The 16,543-nt window shown below is 71.2% G+C and carries 12 protein-coding genes and 1 pseudogene; 4 read left to right on the top strand and 9 right to left on the bottom strand.

Features of this window, described 5'->3' with window-relative positions:
• Nucleotides 1-54 precede the first annotated feature (54 nt).
• From gsiB to F1D61_RS24020, 4 genes and pseudogenes are all read right to left on the bottom strand, one after another.
• A complete protein-coding gene (gene gsiB / locus F1D61_RS24035) occupies nt 55-1,596 on the bottom strand; it encodes a glutathione ABC transporter substrate-binding protein GsiB (protein ID WP_203154584.1) in 1,542 nt (513 codons plus the stop codon).
• Nucleotides 1,597-1,851: 255 nt separating this feature from the next.
• The gene (locus F1D61_RS24030) at nt 1,852-3,798 is read right to left on the bottom strand and encodes a dipeptide ABC transporter ATP-binding protein (protein ID WP_203154583.1); all 1,947 of its coding nucleotides are present in this window, start codon (nt 3,796-3,798) and stop codon (nt 1,852-1,854) included.
• Nucleotides 3,799-3,807: 9 nt separating this feature from the next.
• Nucleotides 3,808-4,752: an isoaspartyl peptidase/L-asparaginase family protein gene (locus F1D61_RS24025; RefSeq protein ID WP_203154582.1), complete on the bottom strand. Its 945-nt coding sequence runs from the start codon at nt 4,750-4,752 to the stop codon at nt 3,808-3,810.
• Between the two features lie 241 nt (nt 4,753-4,993).
• Nucleotides 4,994-5,704 (bottom strand): annotated as a pseudogene (locus F1D61_RS24020) (MurR/RpiR family transcriptional regulator); the annotation flags it as partial.
• A 566-nt stretch (nt 5,705-6,270) separates the two neighbouring features.
• Here F1D61_RS24020 and F1D61_RS24015 point away from each other — a divergent pair.
• Nucleotides 6,271-7,644 (top strand): MFS transporter, encoded by a 1,374-nt coding sequence (locus tag F1D61_RS24015; RefSeq protein WP_203154581.1) that lies wholly within the window; start codon nt 6,271-6,273, stop codon nt 7,642-7,644.
• 35 nt (nt 7,645-7,679) lie between these two features.
• On the top strand, nt 7,680-7,988 hold the full coding sequence (locus F1D61_RS24010) for a putative quinol monooxygenase (RefSeq protein ID WP_203154580.1): 309 nt from the start codon (nt 7,680-7,682) through the stop codon (nt 7,986-7,988).
• A gap of 267 nt (nt 7,989-8,255) precedes the next feature.
• On the opposite strand, the gene F1D61_RS24005 is transcribed toward F1D61_RS24010, so the two are convergent.
• The 4 genes from F1D61_RS24005 to F1D61_RS23990 form a co-directional block, all read right to left on the bottom strand.
• Nucleotides 8,256-9,161, bottom strand: coding sequence for an NAD(P)-dependent oxidoreductase (locus tag F1D61_RS24005; protein ID WP_203154579.1), 906 nt, complete (start codon nt 9,159-9,161; stop codon nt 8,256-8,258).
• Nucleotides 9,158-9,694, bottom strand: coding sequence for a carboxymuconolactone decarboxylase family protein (locus F1D61_RS24000; RefSeq protein WP_203154578.1), 537 nt, complete (start codon nt 9,692-9,694; stop codon nt 9,158-9,160). Before F1D61_RS24000 ends, F1D61_RS24005 begins: the two co-directional genes overlap by 4 nt.
• 159 nt (nt 9,695-9,853) lie before the next feature.
• Nucleotides 9,854-10,672 carry an alpha/beta hydrolase gene (locus F1D61_RS23995; RefSeq protein WP_203154577.1) on the bottom strand — a complete coding sequence of 273 codons (819 nt, stop codon included), beginning with the start codon at nt 10,670-10,672 and terminating at the stop codon, nt 9,854-9,856.
• 120 nt (nt 10,673-10,792) lie between these two features.
• Nucleotides 10,793-12,145, bottom strand: coding sequence for a dicarboxylate/amino acid:cation symporter (locus F1D61_RS23990; RefSeq protein ID WP_203154576.1), 1,353 nt, complete (start codon nt 12,143-12,145; stop codon nt 10,793-10,795).
• Between the two features lie 346 nt (nt 12,146-12,491).
• Here F1D61_RS23990 and F1D61_RS23985 point away from each other — a divergent pair, with 346 nt between their 5' ends.
• Together F1D61_RS23985 and F1D61_RS23980 are read left to right on the top strand one after the other, a co-directional pair.
• Nucleotides 12,492-14,327 carry a sensor histidine kinase gene (locus F1D61_RS23985; protein WP_203154575.1) on the top strand — a complete coding sequence of 612 codons (1,836 nt, stop codon included), beginning with the start codon at nt 12,492-12,494 and terminating at the stop codon, nt 14,325-14,327.
• On the top strand, nt 14,324-15,664 hold the full coding sequence (locus F1D61_RS23980; RefSeq protein ID WP_203154574.1) for a sigma-54-dependent transcriptional regulator: 1,341 nt from the start codon (nt 14,324-14,326) through the stop codon (nt 15,662-15,664). The genes F1D61_RS23985 and F1D61_RS23980 overlap by 4 nt, the downstream gene beginning before the upstream one ends.
• Here F1D61_RS23980 and F1D61_RS23975 read toward each other — a convergent pair.
• A complete protein-coding gene (locus F1D61_RS23975) occupies nt 15,655-16,479 on the bottom strand; it encodes a methyltransferase domain-containing protein (protein ID WP_203154573.1) in 825 nt (274 codons plus the stop codon). The genes F1D61_RS23980 and F1D61_RS23975 overlap by 10 nt on opposite strands.
• Nucleotides 16,480-16,543: the final 64 nt, after the last annotated feature.

The raw sequence follows: 16,543 nt of genomic DNA, 5'->3' as shown, positions 1-16,543 counted from the left end.
GCCGGGGATGGAAGGGGGAGGGGAGGGCGCCGCGCGGCGGCGCCCCGAACGGCCTTACGGCGCGATCGCGGCCTGGCGGCTGTCGATGTTGCCGTCCGGCATCACGAACACGCCGGACAGGCGGGCGGAGGTGGCGTAGACGTTCTGCTCGATGACGAGCGGCGCCCACGGCGCATCCTTGAAGATCAGCTCCTGCGCCTTGGCGTAGAGATCGGCCTTCTCGGCGTCGCTCGTCGTGACGAGCGCCTTGGCGATCAGAGCGTCGACCTCCTGATTGCTGTAATAGGCGGTGTTGTTGAGCTTCGGCGGCCAGGCTTCCGTCGAGAAGAGCGGGCGCAGGGCCCAGTCGGCCTCGCCGGTCGAGGACGACCAGCCGGCATAGTACATCCGCACGCGGGCGGTCTTCGGGTCGGGGGCGGTCTGCACCCACTCGACGCGCTGGCCGGGCTCGAGCGCCTGGGTCTGCACCTTGATGCCGACCTGGGCGAGCTGCTGCTGGACGAACTGGATCGCCTTCTGCGCCGTGCTGGTGGTGTAGGCGCTCCACAGGGTGGTCTCGAAGCCGTTGGCGTAGCCGGCCTCCTTCAGGAGCTGGCGCGCCTTGGCCGGGTCGTAGGGCCAGGCGCTCAGCGGGTGGGCATAGAGCACGCCGGCCGGCACGATCCCCTTGGCGGGCGTCGCGTAGCCGTTGAACGCCACCTTGGCCAGCGCCTCCTTGTTGATCGCGTAGTTGATCGCCTGGCGCACGCGCGGGTCGTCGAACGGCTTTTGCAGCATGTTCATGCTGACATAGCGCTCGATGATCGAATCCTGCGCGATGACCTTCAGCTTCTTGTTCTCGCTGAGGGTCTTGGCCTGCTCGTAGGGGAGCGGCGAGACAAAATCGGCCTCGCCGGTCTGGAGCATCGCCGCGCGGGTGCCGTTCTCGGGCACCGGCTTCCAGGTGATGCTGTCGACCTTCGGCAGGCCGGCCTGCCAGTAGCCGGCGAACTTGGCGCCCTTGACCGAATCGGTCTGCTTCCACTCGACGAAGGTGAACGGGCCGGTGCCGACCGGATGGAAGGCGATGTCCTTGCCCCATTTCTGGAGTGCGGCCGGCGAGATCATCGCGGCAGAAGCGTGCGCCAGCGAATTGATGAACGGGCCGAAGGGCTCCTTCAGGGTGATGCGCACCACGAAGGGCGAGACCGCCTCGACCGTCTTGACCCGGTTGAACTGGTTGAAGCGGGCCAGCCGATTCTCGGGGTTCAGCACCCGCTCCAGGTTCGCCTTCACGGCATTGGCGTCGAACGCCGTGCCGTCATGGAATTTCACGCCCTCGCGCAGCTTGAAGGTGTAGACGAGACCGTCGGGCGTGACCTCGTAGCTCTCGGCCAGGACGTTCTTGACCTTCAGGTCCTTGTCGAATTCGAACAGGCCTTCGTAGAACGACTTGGTGACCGCGGTCGTGAGCGTGGTGTTGGTGTTGTAGGGATCGAGCGTCTCGGGCTGCACGCCGATGACGAGGATCGGGTCGCCGGCGGCGAGTGCAGAGGTCACGGGGCTGGCGATGAGGCCGCAGAGCAGGCCGGTGGCGAGGAGGGAACGCACGATCATCGATGTGCCTCGGGTCATCGGAGAAGTCCTTCGTTGAATTTTAAAATTCTGTTCGGGCGGCAGGAACGGCATGGCAGAGATCTTTTCTCTCCCATCTACAACCTCATCCTGAGGTGTTAGCCGATTGAAAATCGGCTGACCTCGAAGGAGGGCTCCAGAAGTCTCTGCGATTCCTGGAACCCTCCTTCGAGGTCAGTCCATCTCTGATGGACTGACACCTCAGGATGAGGTCGCGGGTGGGATGAAAGCCGTCGATCACGCCGCAAGGCCGCCGACCACGTGACGGGCGGTCCAGTGGCCCGGCCCGACCTCGACCAGCGGCGCCACCTCCGGCTCGTCGCCGAGCGCCCGGACCGGGCTCGGGATCTCGCCGGTGAGGAGGCCGCGGGGCTTCGCGTGGCGCCGCGCCGGATCGGCGACCGGCACCGCCGCCATCAGCTTCTTCGTGTAGGGGTGCTGCGGGTTCTCGAAGATCGCCCGGCGCGGCCCGATCTCGACGATCTGGCCGAGGAACATCACGGCGACCCGGTGGCTCACCCGCTCGACCACCGCCATGTCGTGCGAGATGAACAGGTAGGACAGGCCGAGTTCGCGCTGGAGATCCAACATCAGGTTGACGATCTGGGCCTGGATCGAGACGTCGAGGGCCGAGACCGCCTCGTCGGCGACGATCACCTTCGGGTTGAGGGCGAGCGCCCGCGCGATGGCGATGCGCTGGCGCTGGCCGCCGGAGAATTCATGCGGATACCGCGCCCCTTGCGCCGGGGTCAGGCCGACCCGCTCCAGCAGCCACGCCACCCGCGCCTCGGCCTCGCGCCGGGGCGTGCCGTGGACGAGCAGCGGCTCCATGATCGAGAAGCCGACGGTGAGGCGCGGATCGAGGGAGGCGTAGGGGTCCTGGAAGATGAACTGGATGTTCTTTCGCAGCGCCTGGAGCCTGTTCGGGGCGAGGTCGCGGATGTTCTCGCCCGCGAACTCGATCAGCCCGCTCTGGCTCTCGACGAGGCGCAGCAGCGAGCGGCCGGTCGTCGACTTGCCGCAGCCGGATTCGCCGACGAGGGCCAGGGTCTCGCCGGCCTGCAGGTCGAAGCTGATCCGCTCGACCGCGTGGACGCGCCGGCGCACCCGGTTGAGCAGGCCGCCGCGGATGTCGAACCGGGTGACGAGGTCGCGCACCCGCAGGATCGGGGGGCCGGGCCGCCGGGTATCCTGGGCTGTGTAGTCCTGGTCTGTGTAATCCCGGGCCGTGCAATCCTGGGCCGCGGCCGGGAGCGGTGCGGCCGCCGGGGTCTCGGGCGCGTCCGGCCGCAGCAGGTCGAACTTGCGCGGCAGGTCGCTGCCCGCCATGGCGCCGAGACGCGGCACGGCGGCGAGCAGCGCCTTGGTGTAGGCGTGGCGCGGCTCGGCGAAGACGGCGGGGGCCTGCCCCTCCTCGACCTTGTCGCCGCGGAACATCACCAGCACCCGGTCGGCGATCTCGGCCACCACGCCCATGTCGTGGGTGATGAAGACGACGCCCATCTTCATCTCGTCCTGGAGGCTGCGGATCAGCTCGAGGATCTGGGCCTGGATGGTGACGTCGAGCGCCGTCGTCGGCTCGTCGGCGATCAGGAGCTGCGGCCGGCACGCGAGCGCCATCGCGATCATCACCCGCTGGCGCATGCCGCCGGAGAGCTGGTGGGGAAAGCGCGTCAGGACGTTGCGGGCCTCCGGGATGCGCACGAGGTCGAGCATCCGCAGGGCTTCCGCGCGGGCCGCGGCGTGGCCCTTGCCCTGATGCACCCGGATCGATTCCGCGATCTGCTCGCCGGCGGTGAAGACCGGGTTGAGCGAGGTCATCGGCTCCTGGAAGATCATCGCGATCTCGGCGCCGCGCATCTCGCGCATCTCGGCATTCGAGGCATGGGCCAGATCGAGGATCGCGCCGGAGCGGCGGCGAAACAGCATCCGCCCGGTGGCGATCTTGCCGCCGCCATGCTCGACGAGGCGCATCAAGGCCAGCGAGGTGACGGACTTGCCCGAGCCGGATTCGCCGACGATCGCCAGGGTCTCCCCGGCCTCGACGTGGAACGACAGGTCGCGCACCGCCTCGACCGTCCGCTCGGAGGTGGTGAAGCGCACGGTCAGGTCCGAGACCGACAGGATGCGCCGGTCGGGCAGGATCAGCGACGGGGGAGGGGCAGGGGAGGGGGAACGCGTCACGGTCGGCTCTCAGAAGATCGCGGTCGAAGGCGCGTCGCCGGCCCGGACGAGGCCGCGATACATCCCCGCGGTGTTGAACGGCATGGCGACGTTGCCCCGCGCATCGACCGCGATGAGGCCGCCCTGGCCGCCGAGCGGCGTCAGCCCGTCGCGGACCGTCGCCTCCGCCGCGGCGTCGAGATCGAGCCCGGCATAGGCCATGCGGGCGCAGACGTCGTAGGCGGCCGCCGCCCGGATGAAGACCTCGCCGGTGCCGGTGCAGGACACCGCGGCCGTGCGGTCGTCGGCATAGGTGCCGGCGCCGATCAGCGGCGAATCGCCGATGCGGCCGGGCCGCTTGTTGGTCATGCCGCCGGTCGAGGTCAGCGCCGCGAGATGGCCGTCGCGGTCGAGGGCCACCGCGCCGACGGTGCCGAATTTCCGGCGCTCGTCGAGGGGCGCCGTCTCGTCGTGGTCGAGGCTGACCCGCCCGCGGGCCTGCGCGGCCTCGAGCTGCCGGCGGCGCAGCGCGGTCGAGAAGAAGTCGGGCTCGACCATCTCGAGGCCGTGGCCGCGGCAGAATTCCTCGGCGCCTGCGCCGGCGAGCAGCACGTGGGTGCCGTCCTCCATCACCGCCCGCGCCGCCCGGCCCGGCCGGCGCACCCGGGCGAGGCCCGCCACCGCTCCGGCCCGCAAGGTGGCGCCGTCCATGATCGCGGCGTCGAGCTCGTGGGTGCCGGCGCTGGTGAAGACCGCGCCAACCCCGGCATTGAACAGCGGGCATTCCTCCAGCAGGTCGACCGCGACGGCGACCGCCTCGAGGGCGCTGCCGCCCTCGTGCAGGCAGCGTTCGCCGGCCGCCAGGATCCCGGCGAGGGCGGCGTGATAGGGCGCCTCGCCGTCGCTGCCGGCGTCCGGCCGCGCGATCGTGCCGGCGCCGCCATGGATGACGAGGACGGGGCGGGGATCGGTCATGGCTCGGGATCCGGGTCGGGGAGGAGTTGCGGGACGGGTCGGGCGAGGGCGCGGTCATCGCGGCGGCCGGCGGCCAGGCGGCGTAATCGCCGTCGAGCCAGGGCAGGACCGATTCGGTGAGCCGGGTCGCCACGGCGACGAGGCTGCCCGAGGCATGCGCCACGGCGCTCGACAGCGCCTCCACCAGGGCGGCGAGGCTGGCGTCGGACGCGGCGAAGTAGCGGCTGTCGGTCCGCACGCACAGCGTGATCGTGGCCTGCGCGGCGATCGGCGAGTGCGGCCCGTCGGTCAGCGCCAGCACGGTCGCGCCGCTCTCCCGGCCTTGGGTCGCCAGCCGCACCGTGTCGGCGAAGTAGCGCGGCGTGGCGAGCACGATGACGAGGTCGTCCGCCGTCAGCCGCCGCATGACGCGCGCCGCGAAGGCCGGGCCCTCGACGGTGGCGAGCAGGTGGACGTCCTGGCGGGTGAGGTCGAGGTTGCGGGCGAGCAGCCCCGCCGGCCAGGACGAGCTGCCGAACCCGACGATGTAGACCCGCCGCGCCGCCTGGATCGCCGCCACCGCCCGCGCGCAGGCCCCGGCATCGAGGCCGGCCCGCGTCGCCTCCAGGTTGCGCGCGATCGCCGCGAACGTCTCATCGAAGACGGTCCCCGGATCGGCCGGCTGCTCCAGGTCGCCGCGCAGCTTCTCCACCGGCGCCAGCGCCCCCTCGAAGCCGAGCACCAGGGCGGCGCGGAACTGGGCGTAGCCGTCATAGCCGAGCGCCCGGGCGAAGCGGTTGGCGGTGGCGACCGACACCCCGACCAGCTCGGCCAGATCGGCGACCGGCAGGGTCGCAGCCTTCAGCGGATGGTCGAGCACGTAGCGCGCGACCTCGCGGTGCGACTGGCTCAGGCCCGGAAAGCCGCGGGCGATCCGCTGGGCGACGGAGGCGTCGTCGGGCGGCGCGCTCACGGTCGGCCGCCCGTCGACCGATCGTCGCTCCCGCCGAGGTGATCGAAAAATCTCATGAGGGCGATCATGGCGAGATTTTTATGCCGAATGCAAGCCTGGCGGTGCGGGGAATTCGGGCATGCGCTGCGTGATGTGGGGGCAGGCGGGGGGGCCAGCGCTCGCGCTTCCATGCGGGCTGTCCGGAGACAGAAGAGGCGCGGGTTTCCCCCTCTCCCCGCGGGCGGGGAGAGGACTTCATCGACCTTGTCGTCGATGAAGTGAGCGCAGGCGAAAGCCGGAGCGAGGGTGAGGGGGCGGTGCCGGAGAAGTCTCATCCGGAAACACCCCCTCACCCTCGCCCTGTGGGCTCCCCGATGACCCGACAAGGGGTCATCGGGCCTCTCCCCGCCCGCGGGGAGAGGGGCAAAACCCGCGCCATTCCTGTCCCTGGACAGCCCCGCATCATCGGAGGGACACCGCCGACGATCGACAACGCTGATCTGCGCCGCGACCCGCTTGCCAACGCCGCCGCCGGGACCCATCCAGGGCGGGTGTCACAGCTTGCCCCGCCCCCTCCCGCCCCGGACATGACCAAGCCCGCCCGCGAGGGCCTGCCGCCGGCGCAACGCCGGGAGGCGATGGCGGCGGTGCTCGCCGGCGTGGCGCTCGCCACCCTCGACACCGCCATCGCCAACACCGCGCTCCCGACCATCGCGGCCGATCTCGGCGTCGATCCGGCGAATTCGGTCTGGATCGTCAACGCCTACCAGCTCGCCGTGGTGGCGACCCTGCTGCCGATCGCGGCTCTGGGCGAGATCGTCGGGCAAAGGCGGGTCTACCTCGCCGGGCTCGTGCTGTTCACCCTGGCCTCGCTCGTCTGCGCGCTGGCCTGGTCGCTGCCGGCGCTCGTCGCCGCCCGCGTGCTCCAGGGCGTCGGGGCGAGCGCCCTGATGGCGGTCAACGTCGCGCTGATCCGCTTCATCTATCCGACGCACGAGCTGGGGCGGGGGCTCGGCCTCAACGCCTTCGTGGTCGGGGTCGGCTTCGCCCTCGGGCCGACCATGGCCTCGCTGATCCTGGTGGCGGCGCCCTGGCCGTGGCTCTTCGCCGTCAACCTGCCGATCGGCCTCGCGGCCCTGGCGCTCGCCCGGCGCGCCCTCCCCGAGACGAACCGGGCCGGCCACGCCTTCGACCGGATCGGCGCGCTCCTCAACGCCGGTACCTTCGCGCTGTTCGTGCTCGGCCTCGGCGAGGCGGCCCATGCCGGGCCGCTCTGGCGGGTGCTGGCGGAGTTCGCCGGCGCGCTCGCCTGCGGCGCTCTGCTGCTGCGCCGCCAGGCCGGCCACCCGGCGCCGATGCTCGCCGTCGACCTGTTCCGGCGCCCGCTCTTCGCGCTCTCGGCCGCGACCTCGGTCTGCTCCTTCGCCGCGCAGGGCCTCGCCTTCGTGTCGCTGCCCTTCCTGTTCCAGCACGATCTCGGGCGCTCGCAGGTCGAGACCGGCTTCCTGATGACGCCCTGGCCGCTGGTCGTCGCCGTGATGGCGCCGATCGCCGGCCGCCTGTCGGACCGCTACCCGCCGGGCCTGCTCGGCGGGATCGGGCTCGCGATCCTGGCCCTCGGCATGGCCTCGCTCGCGGCGCTGCCGGCCGAGCCGAGCACCTTCAGCCTCACCTGGCGGATGGCGTTGTGCGGGGCGGGCTTCGGCTTCTTCCAGGCGCCGAACCTGCGCGCCATCATGACGAGCGCGCCCCAGGCCCGGGCCGGCGGCGCGAGCGGCATCGTGGCGACCTCGCGGCTCCTCGGCCAGACCACCGGGGCGGCCCTGGTGGCCGCCTGCTTCGCGGTCGCGGCGGCGCATGGCCCGGCCCTCGCGCTCGCGCTCGGCGCCGCCTTCGCGGGCATCGCCAGCGTGGTGAGCCTGTCGCGGCTGGCCGTCCGGCCGGGGCGGGAGGCGGCGTGACCGCGTCCCATCGATAACATCAAGGAGGAAACCCCATGATCCACGTCCTCGCCGTCATCCAGACCAAGCCCGGCCAGCGCGACACGGTGCTCGACGCCTTCCGGGCGAACGTGCCCGCGGTCCATGCCGAGGAGGGCTGCATCGAGTACGGCGCGGCGATCGACGCCGACGGCGTCGGCCCGTTCCAGGCGCCGTTCGGACCCGACACCTTCGTGGTGATCGAGAAATGGGCCAGCCTCGACGCCCTGAAGGCGCATGCGGCGGCGCCCCACATGATCGCCTACGGAGCCAGGACCAAGGACCACATCGTCTCCCGGACGATCCACGTCCTGTCGCCGACCTGAGACACTGCTTGAGGCTGTTTTCCAGCGACACCCTGGTACGAGGCGGCGAATCCTATCCTGCCTCCTCATCCTGAGGTGCGACCGAAGGGAGCCTCGAAGGAGGGCTCCAGGGATCGCCGGGACTTCTGGAGCCCTCCTTCGAGGTCAGCCGATCTTTGATCGGCTAACACCTCAGGATGAGGTGGGAGGGTGGGACGGTCCCTCGTTTGCAGGTCTGGAAGCGTAAAGCCCGCCCAAACGGGCTCTGGGTCGCCGTCCGCGGTGTCTTCACTCCGAAGGCGCCCTCACCTTCACGCCCAGCATCGCCTCGAAGGGCAGCACCATCGCGCCCTTGTCGCGGTCGCCGTGGCCGGCGCGCAGGGCCATCTGGTAGGTCGCGGTGGCCGCCGCCGTCACCGGCAGGGGAAAGCCGCGCCCGACCGAGACCTCGGCGGCGCTGACGAGGTCCTTGTAGGCCTTGGCGAGCGGGTAGCCCTCGTCGAACTCACCCCTGAGGATCCGCGGCACGAAATATTGCGAGGCGTAGCTGCGGCTGGTGCCGGTGGTCACCACGCCGGCCAGCAGCGAGGGGTCGAGGCCCATCGCCACCGCCATCGGCAGCACCTCGGCGAGCGCCGCGATGTTGATGTCGTAGATCACGTTGTTGATCGTCTTGGTGAGCTGGCCGCTGCCGAGCGGGCCCATATGCAGCACCTGGGTGCCGATGCGCTCCAGCAGCGGCTTCATCGCCGCAAACGTCTCCGGCGTGCCGCCGCACATCACCGTGAGCGTCCCGGCCTCGGCCCCGGCGGGCGCGCCGGAGACCGGCGCGTCGAGGAAGGAGAATCCCCGCGATTCCAGCGCCCGGCCGATCGCCACCGCTTGGCCGTGCGCGGTGGTGCTGAGATCGACCACGATCGCCCCCGGGGCGAGGCGGGAACCGAGCCCGTCCGGGCCGAACAGCACGCTCTCGACCACGTCGCCGTCGGGCAGGCACAGCATCAGCACCTCGGCACCCGCCACCGCGCTCCTGTCGGCGGTAACGGTGATGCCGGGCTCCGACAGGCCGGCGACCCGGGCCGGATCGGCATCGACGGCGACAAACGTCTCGGTGCCGTTCCCCTTGCGGGCGAGGTTGCGGGCGATCGGCCAGCCCATCTGGCCGAGGCCCATCACGGCGATGCGGCGGCTCATCGAACCACTCCCTTGTCGTCGGCGGAATCGATCCCGATCGCCTCGAGGAACCGCGACACCATGTTGTAGGCGCCGATCGTGGCGGTTAGCTCGACGATCGCCCGCGGGTCGAAATGGTCGCGCAGGGCCGAGAACACCGCCGGATCGACGTGGATGGTCCTCGTCATCGCGTCGCAATAGGCCAGGACCGCGCGCTCGCGCTCGCCGAACAATGCCGTGGGCTCCCACTCGGGCAGGGCGTCGAGCTGGCCTTGTGTCACGCCTTCGCGCAGCGCGATCGGCACGTGCTGCTCGGCCTCGTAGCGGGCGCCGTTCAGGTGCGCGACCTGCACGATCACCAGTTCGCGGATGTCGCCGGGCAGTTCGGAACGCTGGCGGATCGCGGTCAGGAAGGCGAGCCAGCCCTCGGCGACCGGCGGGCTGTGCAGCAGCATCGCGTAGAGATGCAGGATCTCGCCCCGCTCGGCGACGATCCGCTCGGCGAGGGCGGCCGTCTCGGGCCGGGTGGTGTCGGCGTAGGGGATGCGGGCCACGGATTGGTCTCCTCCACTGAACCGCTCTTCGATACGCACGGATGCCGTCGCGGTGCGGCTGAGGGACGTTCTTATCGCGTCCGGGCTCCCGGCGCAGGAGCGATAGGGGCGGCCGTCGGGACGATCGCGCTCCGGACGGTCCTGCGGGGGACGGACGGCTCAGCCCGCGGCCAGCCGCAGGGCCGCTTCGGTCAGCGCGCCGTCCGGCCGGATCATCTGGTCGAGCACCGTGAAATGGTCGTCGCCGGGCAGGGGCAGGAGGTCGCCGGGAAGGCCGGTCCCGGCCCAGGCGGCCTGATAGACCTGCGACTGCCGGCACAGCTCCGGCAATTCGTCGCCGCCATAGGCCACGGTGAGCGGGCCGGATGTCACCGGCAGGTGCCGGATCGGGGAGAGCGCGACCACCTCGTCCTGCGTGAGGTGGAGCGCGTCGTCGAGCGCCGTGCGGCGGATCGGCGCGAGGTCGAAGATGCCCGAGATCGCCAGACCGGCATCGACTTCCGGGCAGGCCATGGCGAGGGCCGCGAGGTGGCCGCCGGCCGACCAGCCCGAGACGACGAGGCGCCGCGGGTTCGCATGGGCACGCAGACGGGCGAGCGCCGCCGGGATCTCGGCGGCGAGCGCCGTCATCGTCGCCTCGGGGCAGAGCGTGTAGCCGATCATCGCCACGTCGAGGCCGCGGGCGAGCGGCCCTTCGGCGAGCGCCGAGAAGCCGGTCCTGTCGTTGCGCTGCCAGTAGCCGCCATGGATGAAGGCGACGAGCGGTGCCTCCGGCCGGCCGCACCGGAACAGGTCGAAACGCTGGCGGGCGCCCGCGCCGTAGGGGATGTCCAGCTCGCCGGGATGGGCTTCGCGGAAGGCCGCGCTGCGCTCGCGCAAATTCCCCATGAAGGCGCTGCTGCCGGCGACCGCGCCGGAATTGTCGTAGGCCTTGCCGAGTGTGGCGCGGTCCATCCCGCGCCAGTCGCCGCCCGCCATCGAACATCCTCCCGAGACCATTCGACGGGACGATAACCCGGAAAACGAAAAGGGCGGCCCCGCGCCGTGCGCAGGGCCGCCCCTCGTGATGGCCCGGGGCGGATGGCCCCGGATCGTCGCTCACTCGGCCGGCTGGAGCGCCGGCACCGGGCCGAGGTCTTCCAGCGGCATCGGGTTGCCGTCGAGGGCGGCCTTCAGGCGGTCCATGTCGACCTCACCCTCCCAGCGGGCGACCACGATGCAGGCGACCGCGTTGCCGATGAAGTTGGTGAGAGCCCGGCACTCCGACATGAAGCGGTCGATGCCGAGGATCAGCGCCATGCCGACGACCGGCACGGAGGGGACCACCGCCAGCGTCGCGGCCAGCGTGATGAAGCCCGAGCCGGTGACGCCGGCCGCGCCCTTCGAGGACAGCATGGCGACGAGGAGCAGCAGCGCCTGCTCGCCGTAGGTGAGGGGCGTGTCCGTCGCCTGGGCGATGAACAGGGCCGCCATGGTCATGTAGATGTTGGTGCCGTCGAGGTTGAACGAGTAGCCGGTCGGGACCACCAGGCCGACAACGGGCTTCGAGCAGCCGGCGCGCTCCATCTTCTCGAGCAGCGAGGGCAGCGCCGACTCGGAGGACGAGGTGCCCAGCACGAGCAGCAGCTCCTCCTTGATGTAGCGGATCAGCTTGACGATCGAGAAGCCGTTGTAGCGGGCGACGAGGCCGAGCACGCCGAAGACGAAGATCGCCGAGGTGAGGTAGAACGCGCCGACGAGGTAGGCGAGGTTGGCGAGCGAGGCGATGCCGTACTTGCCGATGGTGAAGGCCATCGCGCCGAAGGCGCCGATCGGGGCGACCTTCATGATGATGTGGACGACGCCGAAGATCGCCTCGGACAGGATCTTGATGAAGTCGAGCACCGGCTTGCCGCGCTCGCCCAGGAAGGCGAGGCCGAAGCCGAACAGCACCGAGAAGAACAGGACCTGGAGGATCTCGCCGCCCGAGAACGCACCCACCGCCGTCGACGGGATGATGTTCATCAGGAAGTCGGTGATCGTCTGCGACTTCGCCTTCTCGGCGTACATCGCGATCTGCTTGGGATCGAGCGACTTCGGATCGATGTGCATCCCTGCGCCCGGCTGGACGAGGTTCGCGATCACGAGGCCGACGATCAGCGCCAGCGTCGAGAAGGTGAGGAAGTAGATCAGCGCCTTGCCGCCGACCCGGCCGACCTTCTCGAGGTTGGTCATGCCGGCGATGCCGGAGACCACGGTGAGGAAGATCACCGGGGCGATGATCATCTTGACGAGCTTGATGAAGGCGTCGCCGAGCGGCTTCATGTCGGCGCCGAGCTGCGGGTAGAAGTGCCCGAGCGTGATGCCGATCGCGACAGCGACCAGGACCTGGAAATAGAGGGTCTTGTAGATCGGCTTCGGCTTCGGCGGCGCGTGCGGCGCGGTCAGCGGGGACGGGACGGAGGTAGCCATTGGACGTTCTCCCTGCATGGCTCGTGACGGGACGGCGTTGGCGGCAAAAACCGCTGTGGCGCTCTTGCTCTTGGCCGTGCGGCGGCGTTTCGCCGTTCGGCAGTGATCGACCTTTTCGCGAGGCCTGCCGCTCACCGGCAGGCTGCGGACGGACACACAATGGCAACCGGCGTGCCAGCCGGCGAAATTCCGAAATTTTTTGTTAAGTGCCGACCAATAAAAGGATTTTCATGGGACAGGGGGAAACGGCCGCGGAGAGGCTTCCGGCGCGCCGCAACGCGGGGCGGAAATTGTTCCGGAAATCCGCATCCACCGGCAGGAAAATTCCTGGTCCGGCGAGGCGGCCGTGACCGGCTGGCGCGCGCTGCCGCGCTCCCCGGCCTGGCCCTGGCTGCTCGGCCTCGCGGCGGTGCTGGCGGCGGCCCTCTTCGCCGGCCGTACCGCCGAGCGGGCGGCGCTCGCCGACCTGCGGCGCTCGGCGAATGCCACGCTCGCGCTCCAGGTCGCGGCCTTCCGCACCGAGATGCAGAAGCAGGGCTCGCTGCCGCTCGCGCTCGCCAGCGACCCGGAGATCACCGCCGTGGTCGGGCCTGCCCCGGATCCGGCCCTGCTCGCCCGGGTGAACGACCGCCTGGCCGAGATCGCCCACGCCTCGGGGGCGGCGGTGATCTACGTCGTGCGCCAGGACGGCCTCGCGGTCGCGGCGAGCAATGCCGGCGAGCCCGGCAGCTTCGTCGGGACGAATTACGGGTTCCGGCCCTATGTCCAGCAGGCGCTCGCCGAGGGGGCGGGCCGGCAATTCGCGCTCGGGACCGTCAGCGGCCGGCCCGGCCTCTATCTCAGCCGCCGGGTCGCCGGCCCGGGCGGGCGGACCGGCGTGGTGGTGGTCAAGGTCGAGTTCGACGGGATCGAGGCGGCCTGGCGCGCGTCCTGGAAGAAGGGCGGCGAGACCGTGATGGTCACCGATCCCCGCGGCATCGTCCTGATGGCGAGCGAGCCGTCCTGGCGCTTCGGCACGTTGCGGCCGGTGCCGGAGGAGGAGCGCCGGCTGATCCGCGAGCGGCTCGAATTCGGCTCGGCCCCGCTCGCGCCGGTGCCGATCCATCCGGCGGCGGACGGGACCCTGGTGCGGATCGGCAACGGGGCGGAGCCGGCGCGGCTGGCCCTGCCCCTCGACGCCGACATCCCGGGCACGACCTGGCGGCTCCACACCCTGACCCGGGTCGGCGTCGCGGTGGCGCGCGAGCGGATCCAGGCCCAGGTCATCGCCGGCCTCGCCGTCGGCCTCGCCTGCCTCGGGCTCGCCGAGATCGTCGGCCGGCGCCGGCGCCTGCGGGCGAGCCTCGCCGAGGCGGCGGCCCGGCGCATCGAGCTGGAGGAACGGGTGCGGGCGCGGACGGAGGCGCTGACCGAGACGAACCGCAAGCTCAAGGCCGAGATCGCCGAGCGCCAGCGGGCGGAGGCCGAGCGCCAGCGCCTCGGGCGCGAGCTCGCCCATGCCGGCCGCCTCGCCGCGCTCGGCCAGTTCGCCGCCAGCATGGCGCACGAGATCAACCAGCCGCTCGCCGCCATCCGCTCCTATGCCGACAATGCCGGCATCCTGATCCAGCGCGAGCGATTTCCCGAGGCGACCGAGAACCTCGCCGCGGTCGGCCGCCTGACCGAGCGCATCGCCGCCCTGACCCGCCAGCTCAAGGGGTTCGCCCGCAAGGCCTCGGGCCGGCGCGACCCCGTGGCGCTCAGCGGCGTGGTGCGGGCGAGCCTCGAGGTGGTCGAGGGGCGGCTTGCCGGCATCGACCTCGCCCTCGCGCTCCCCGAGCCCTCGCCCTATGTGCTGGGGGAGGGGCCGCGGCTGGAGCAGGTCGTGGTCAACCTGGTGCAGAACGCCCTCGACGCGGTCGCGGGCGTGAAAGATCCCCGCATCGCCGTGACGGTGCGGGTCATGGGGGAGCGCGCGGTGCTGGAGGTGGGCGACAATGGGGCCGGGCTGCCCGAGGGGGGCGCCCAGGTGTTCGACGCGTTCTTCACCACCAAGGCGAGCGGCCTCGGCCTCGGGCTGGCCATCTCCCGCGGCATCGTCGAGGAGTGCGGCGGCACCCTGTCGGCCGGCGCTTCTCCCGAGGGCGGCGCCCTGTTCCGGGTCGAGCTGCCGCTGGCCCCCGCGATGGGACAAGCCGCATGAGCGCCCAAACCCACCGGGTGATCTTCGTCGACGACGAGGAGGAGGTGCGCCGCGCCAACGGCCAGAGCCTGGATCTGGCGGGCTTTTCCGTCGAGACCCATGGCGACGCCGAATCGGCCCTGCGGGCGATTCTGGCCGATCCGCCGGGCGTCGTCGTCACCGACGTGCGCCTGCCGGGGCTCGACGGGCTCGGGCTGTTCGCGGCGATCCAGGAGGCCGATCCCGAATTGCCGGTGATCCTGATCACCGGCCACGGCGACATCACCATGGCGGTCCGGGCGATGCGCGCGGGCGCCTACGATTTCCTGGCCAAGCCCTACCCGGCCGAGACCCTGGTCGCCTCGGTGCGCCGGGCCCTCGAGCGCCGGGCGCTGGTGCAGGAGAACCGCTCGTTGCGCGCCCGCCTCGACGCCGCGGTGGCGGAGGATCCGGCCTTCCTCGGCGTCTCTCCCGCCATCACGCGGCTGCGCCAGTTCGTGCGCGAGGTGGCGCAGGCCGATGTCGACGTGCTGGTCCTCGGCGAGACCGGCTCGGGCAAGGAGGTGGTGGCGAGCGCCCTCCACCGCTGGAGCCGCCGGGCCAAGGGCAACTTCGTCGCGATGAATTGCGGGGCGCTCCCCGACACGGTGGTCGAGAGCGAGCTGTTCGGCCACGAGGCCGGCGCCTTCACCGGCGCGCTCAAGAAGCGGGTCGGGCGCATCGCGCACGCCGATGGCGGCACGCTGTTCCTCGACGAAATCGAGAGCATGGCGCTCAACATTCAGGTCAAGCTCCTGCGGGTGCTGCAGGAGCGGGTGGTAGAGCCGCTCGGCACCAACGCGATCCAGCCCGTCGACATGCGGGTGGTGGCCGCCACCAAGATCGATCTCGGCCAAGCCGCCGCGCAGGGCACGTTTCGCGACGACCTCTATTACCGCCTGAACGTCGTCTCGGTGGCGATCCCGCCGTTGCGCGAGCGGCGCGAGGACGTGGCGCTGCTGTTCGAGCACTTCTTGCGCAAGGCCGCCGCCCGCTTCAACCGCGAGCCGCCGCCGGTGACGCCTGCGATGCGCGAGCATCTGAGCCGGCACGACTGGCCCGGCAACGTCCGCGAGCTCGGCCATTTCGCCGAGCGCTGCGCCTTGGGGCTCAGCCCCACCGGCCCGGCCGTGCCTGAGCCGGCCAAGCCCGCGACGCTCGCCGAGCAGATGGACCGCCACGAGCGCGGCCTGATCCGCGACGAGCTGATCATGGCCGGCGGCGACGTGCGGGTGGCGGCCGAGGCCCTGGGGACGCCCCGCAAGACCCTCTACGACAAGATCGCCCGCCACGGCCTCGATCCGAACGATTACCGGTGAACGGACGGGACGACGGCCGTGGCCTTGAAGAACGTGTAGCCGAAGGTGCCGTCTCCCTCCGCCGTGCGCAGGAGCCCACGCAAGCCGGCCTCGAACGCCGCCGCGTCGGTCAGCCCCGCCTGCATGGCCTCGTCCCGGATTCCGGCGACCATCGCCGTGGAGGTGCGGCGGACGAACCCATCCACCAGGGCCGGCCGGGTCGCATCGGCAAGAACCGGGCGCGGCGAAACCCGTACCGCGGTGAACCCGGCGCCTACGAGGAGGGGGGCGAGCCGGCGGCCGATGCGGGCATCCCCGCTGGCCGCCCGCTGCAGCGCCACCTGGCAGGCGATCGCCGCCCGGGCGGCCTCGTCGTCGGGATGGAGGAGGACGGAACCATGATCGCCCTCGATCACCGTGAGACTTCCACCCGGGCGCACAACGCGGCGTAGCTCGGCGAGGGCCGCTTCCGGCTCCGGCAGGTGTTCCAGCACGAAGCAGACGAAGGCGTGATCGAAGGCGCCGTCCGAAAAGGGCATCGCGCGCAAATCCGCCTGCCGGAATTCGGGGAGGGGCAGGCCGGCCGCGCAGAGACGCGCCCGGGCCGCGTCGAGGGAGGGCGCAGATCTGTCCAGGCAGGTGAGCCGGATGCCGGGGTTGCGCCTCAGGAGCGGGATCGTCTGGGCTCCGACCCCGCTCCCTGCCTCCAGCACGATACTTCCGGCCGGGAAGGTAAGATCGTGGTGCAGGAGTTCTTCGAGCGTCGCCGCCTGATCGTGCAGGCGACGGTCCTCCGCCACCGCGTAGCCGTGAATATAGGTCTGATCCTGTCCCATTGCGTTCCCCGCGTCGCGTCCGGTTTCCATGGGCGTTGTCGCGTGCGGACGCGCCGCGGTCTTG

Source organism: Methylobacterium aquaticum, from assembly GCF_016804325.1.
Taxonomy (GTDB): Bacteria; Pseudomonadota; Alphaproteobacteria; order Rhizobiales; family Beijerinckiaceae; genus Methylobacterium; species Methylobacterium aquaticum_C.
The sequence above is the reverse complement of the archived record's forward strand: the minus strand, read 5'-3'. Positions and strand labels throughout refer to the sequence as shown.

What these genes read in the sequence shown, in the direction of transcription:
- gsiB (WP_203154584.1), bottom strand. Translation starts at nt 1,596, where the DNA reads ATGATCGTGCGTTCCCTCCTCGCCACCGGCCTGCTCTGCGGCCTCATC.
- F1D61_RS24025 (WP_203154582.1), bottom strand. Translation starts at nt 4,752, where the DNA reads ATGACCGATCCCCGCCCCGTCCTCGTCATCCATGGCGGCGCCGGCACG.
- F1D61_RS24015 (WP_203154581.1), top strand. Translation starts at nt 6,271, where the DNA reads ATGACCAAGCCCGCCCGCGAGGGCCTGCCGCCGGCGCAACGCCGGGAG.
- F1D61_RS24010 (WP_203154580.1), top strand. Translation starts at nt 7,680, where the DNA reads ATGATCCACGTCCTCGCCGTCATCCAGACCAAGCCCGGCCAGCGCGAC.
- F1D61_RS24005 (WP_203154579.1), bottom strand. Translation starts at nt 9,161, where the DNA reads ATGAGCCGCCGCATCGCCGTGATGGGCCTCGGCCAGATGGGCTGGCCG.
- F1D61_RS23995 (WP_203154577.1), bottom strand. Translation starts at nt 10,672, where the DNA reads ATGGCGGGCGGCGACTGGCGCGGGATGGACCGCGCCACACTCGGCAAG.
- F1D61_RS23990 (WP_203154576.1), bottom strand. Translation starts at nt 12,145, where the DNA reads ATGGCTACCTCCGTCCCGTCCCCGCTGACCGCGCCGCACGCGCCGCCG.
- F1D61_RS23980 (WP_203154574.1), top strand. Translation starts at nt 14,324, where the DNA reads ATGAGCGCCCAAACCCACCGGGTGATCTTCGTCGACGACGAGGAGGAG.
- F1D61_RS23975 (WP_203154573.1), bottom strand. Translation starts at nt 16,479, where the DNA reads ATGGGACAGGATCAGACCTATATTCACGGCTACGCGGTGGCGGAGGAC.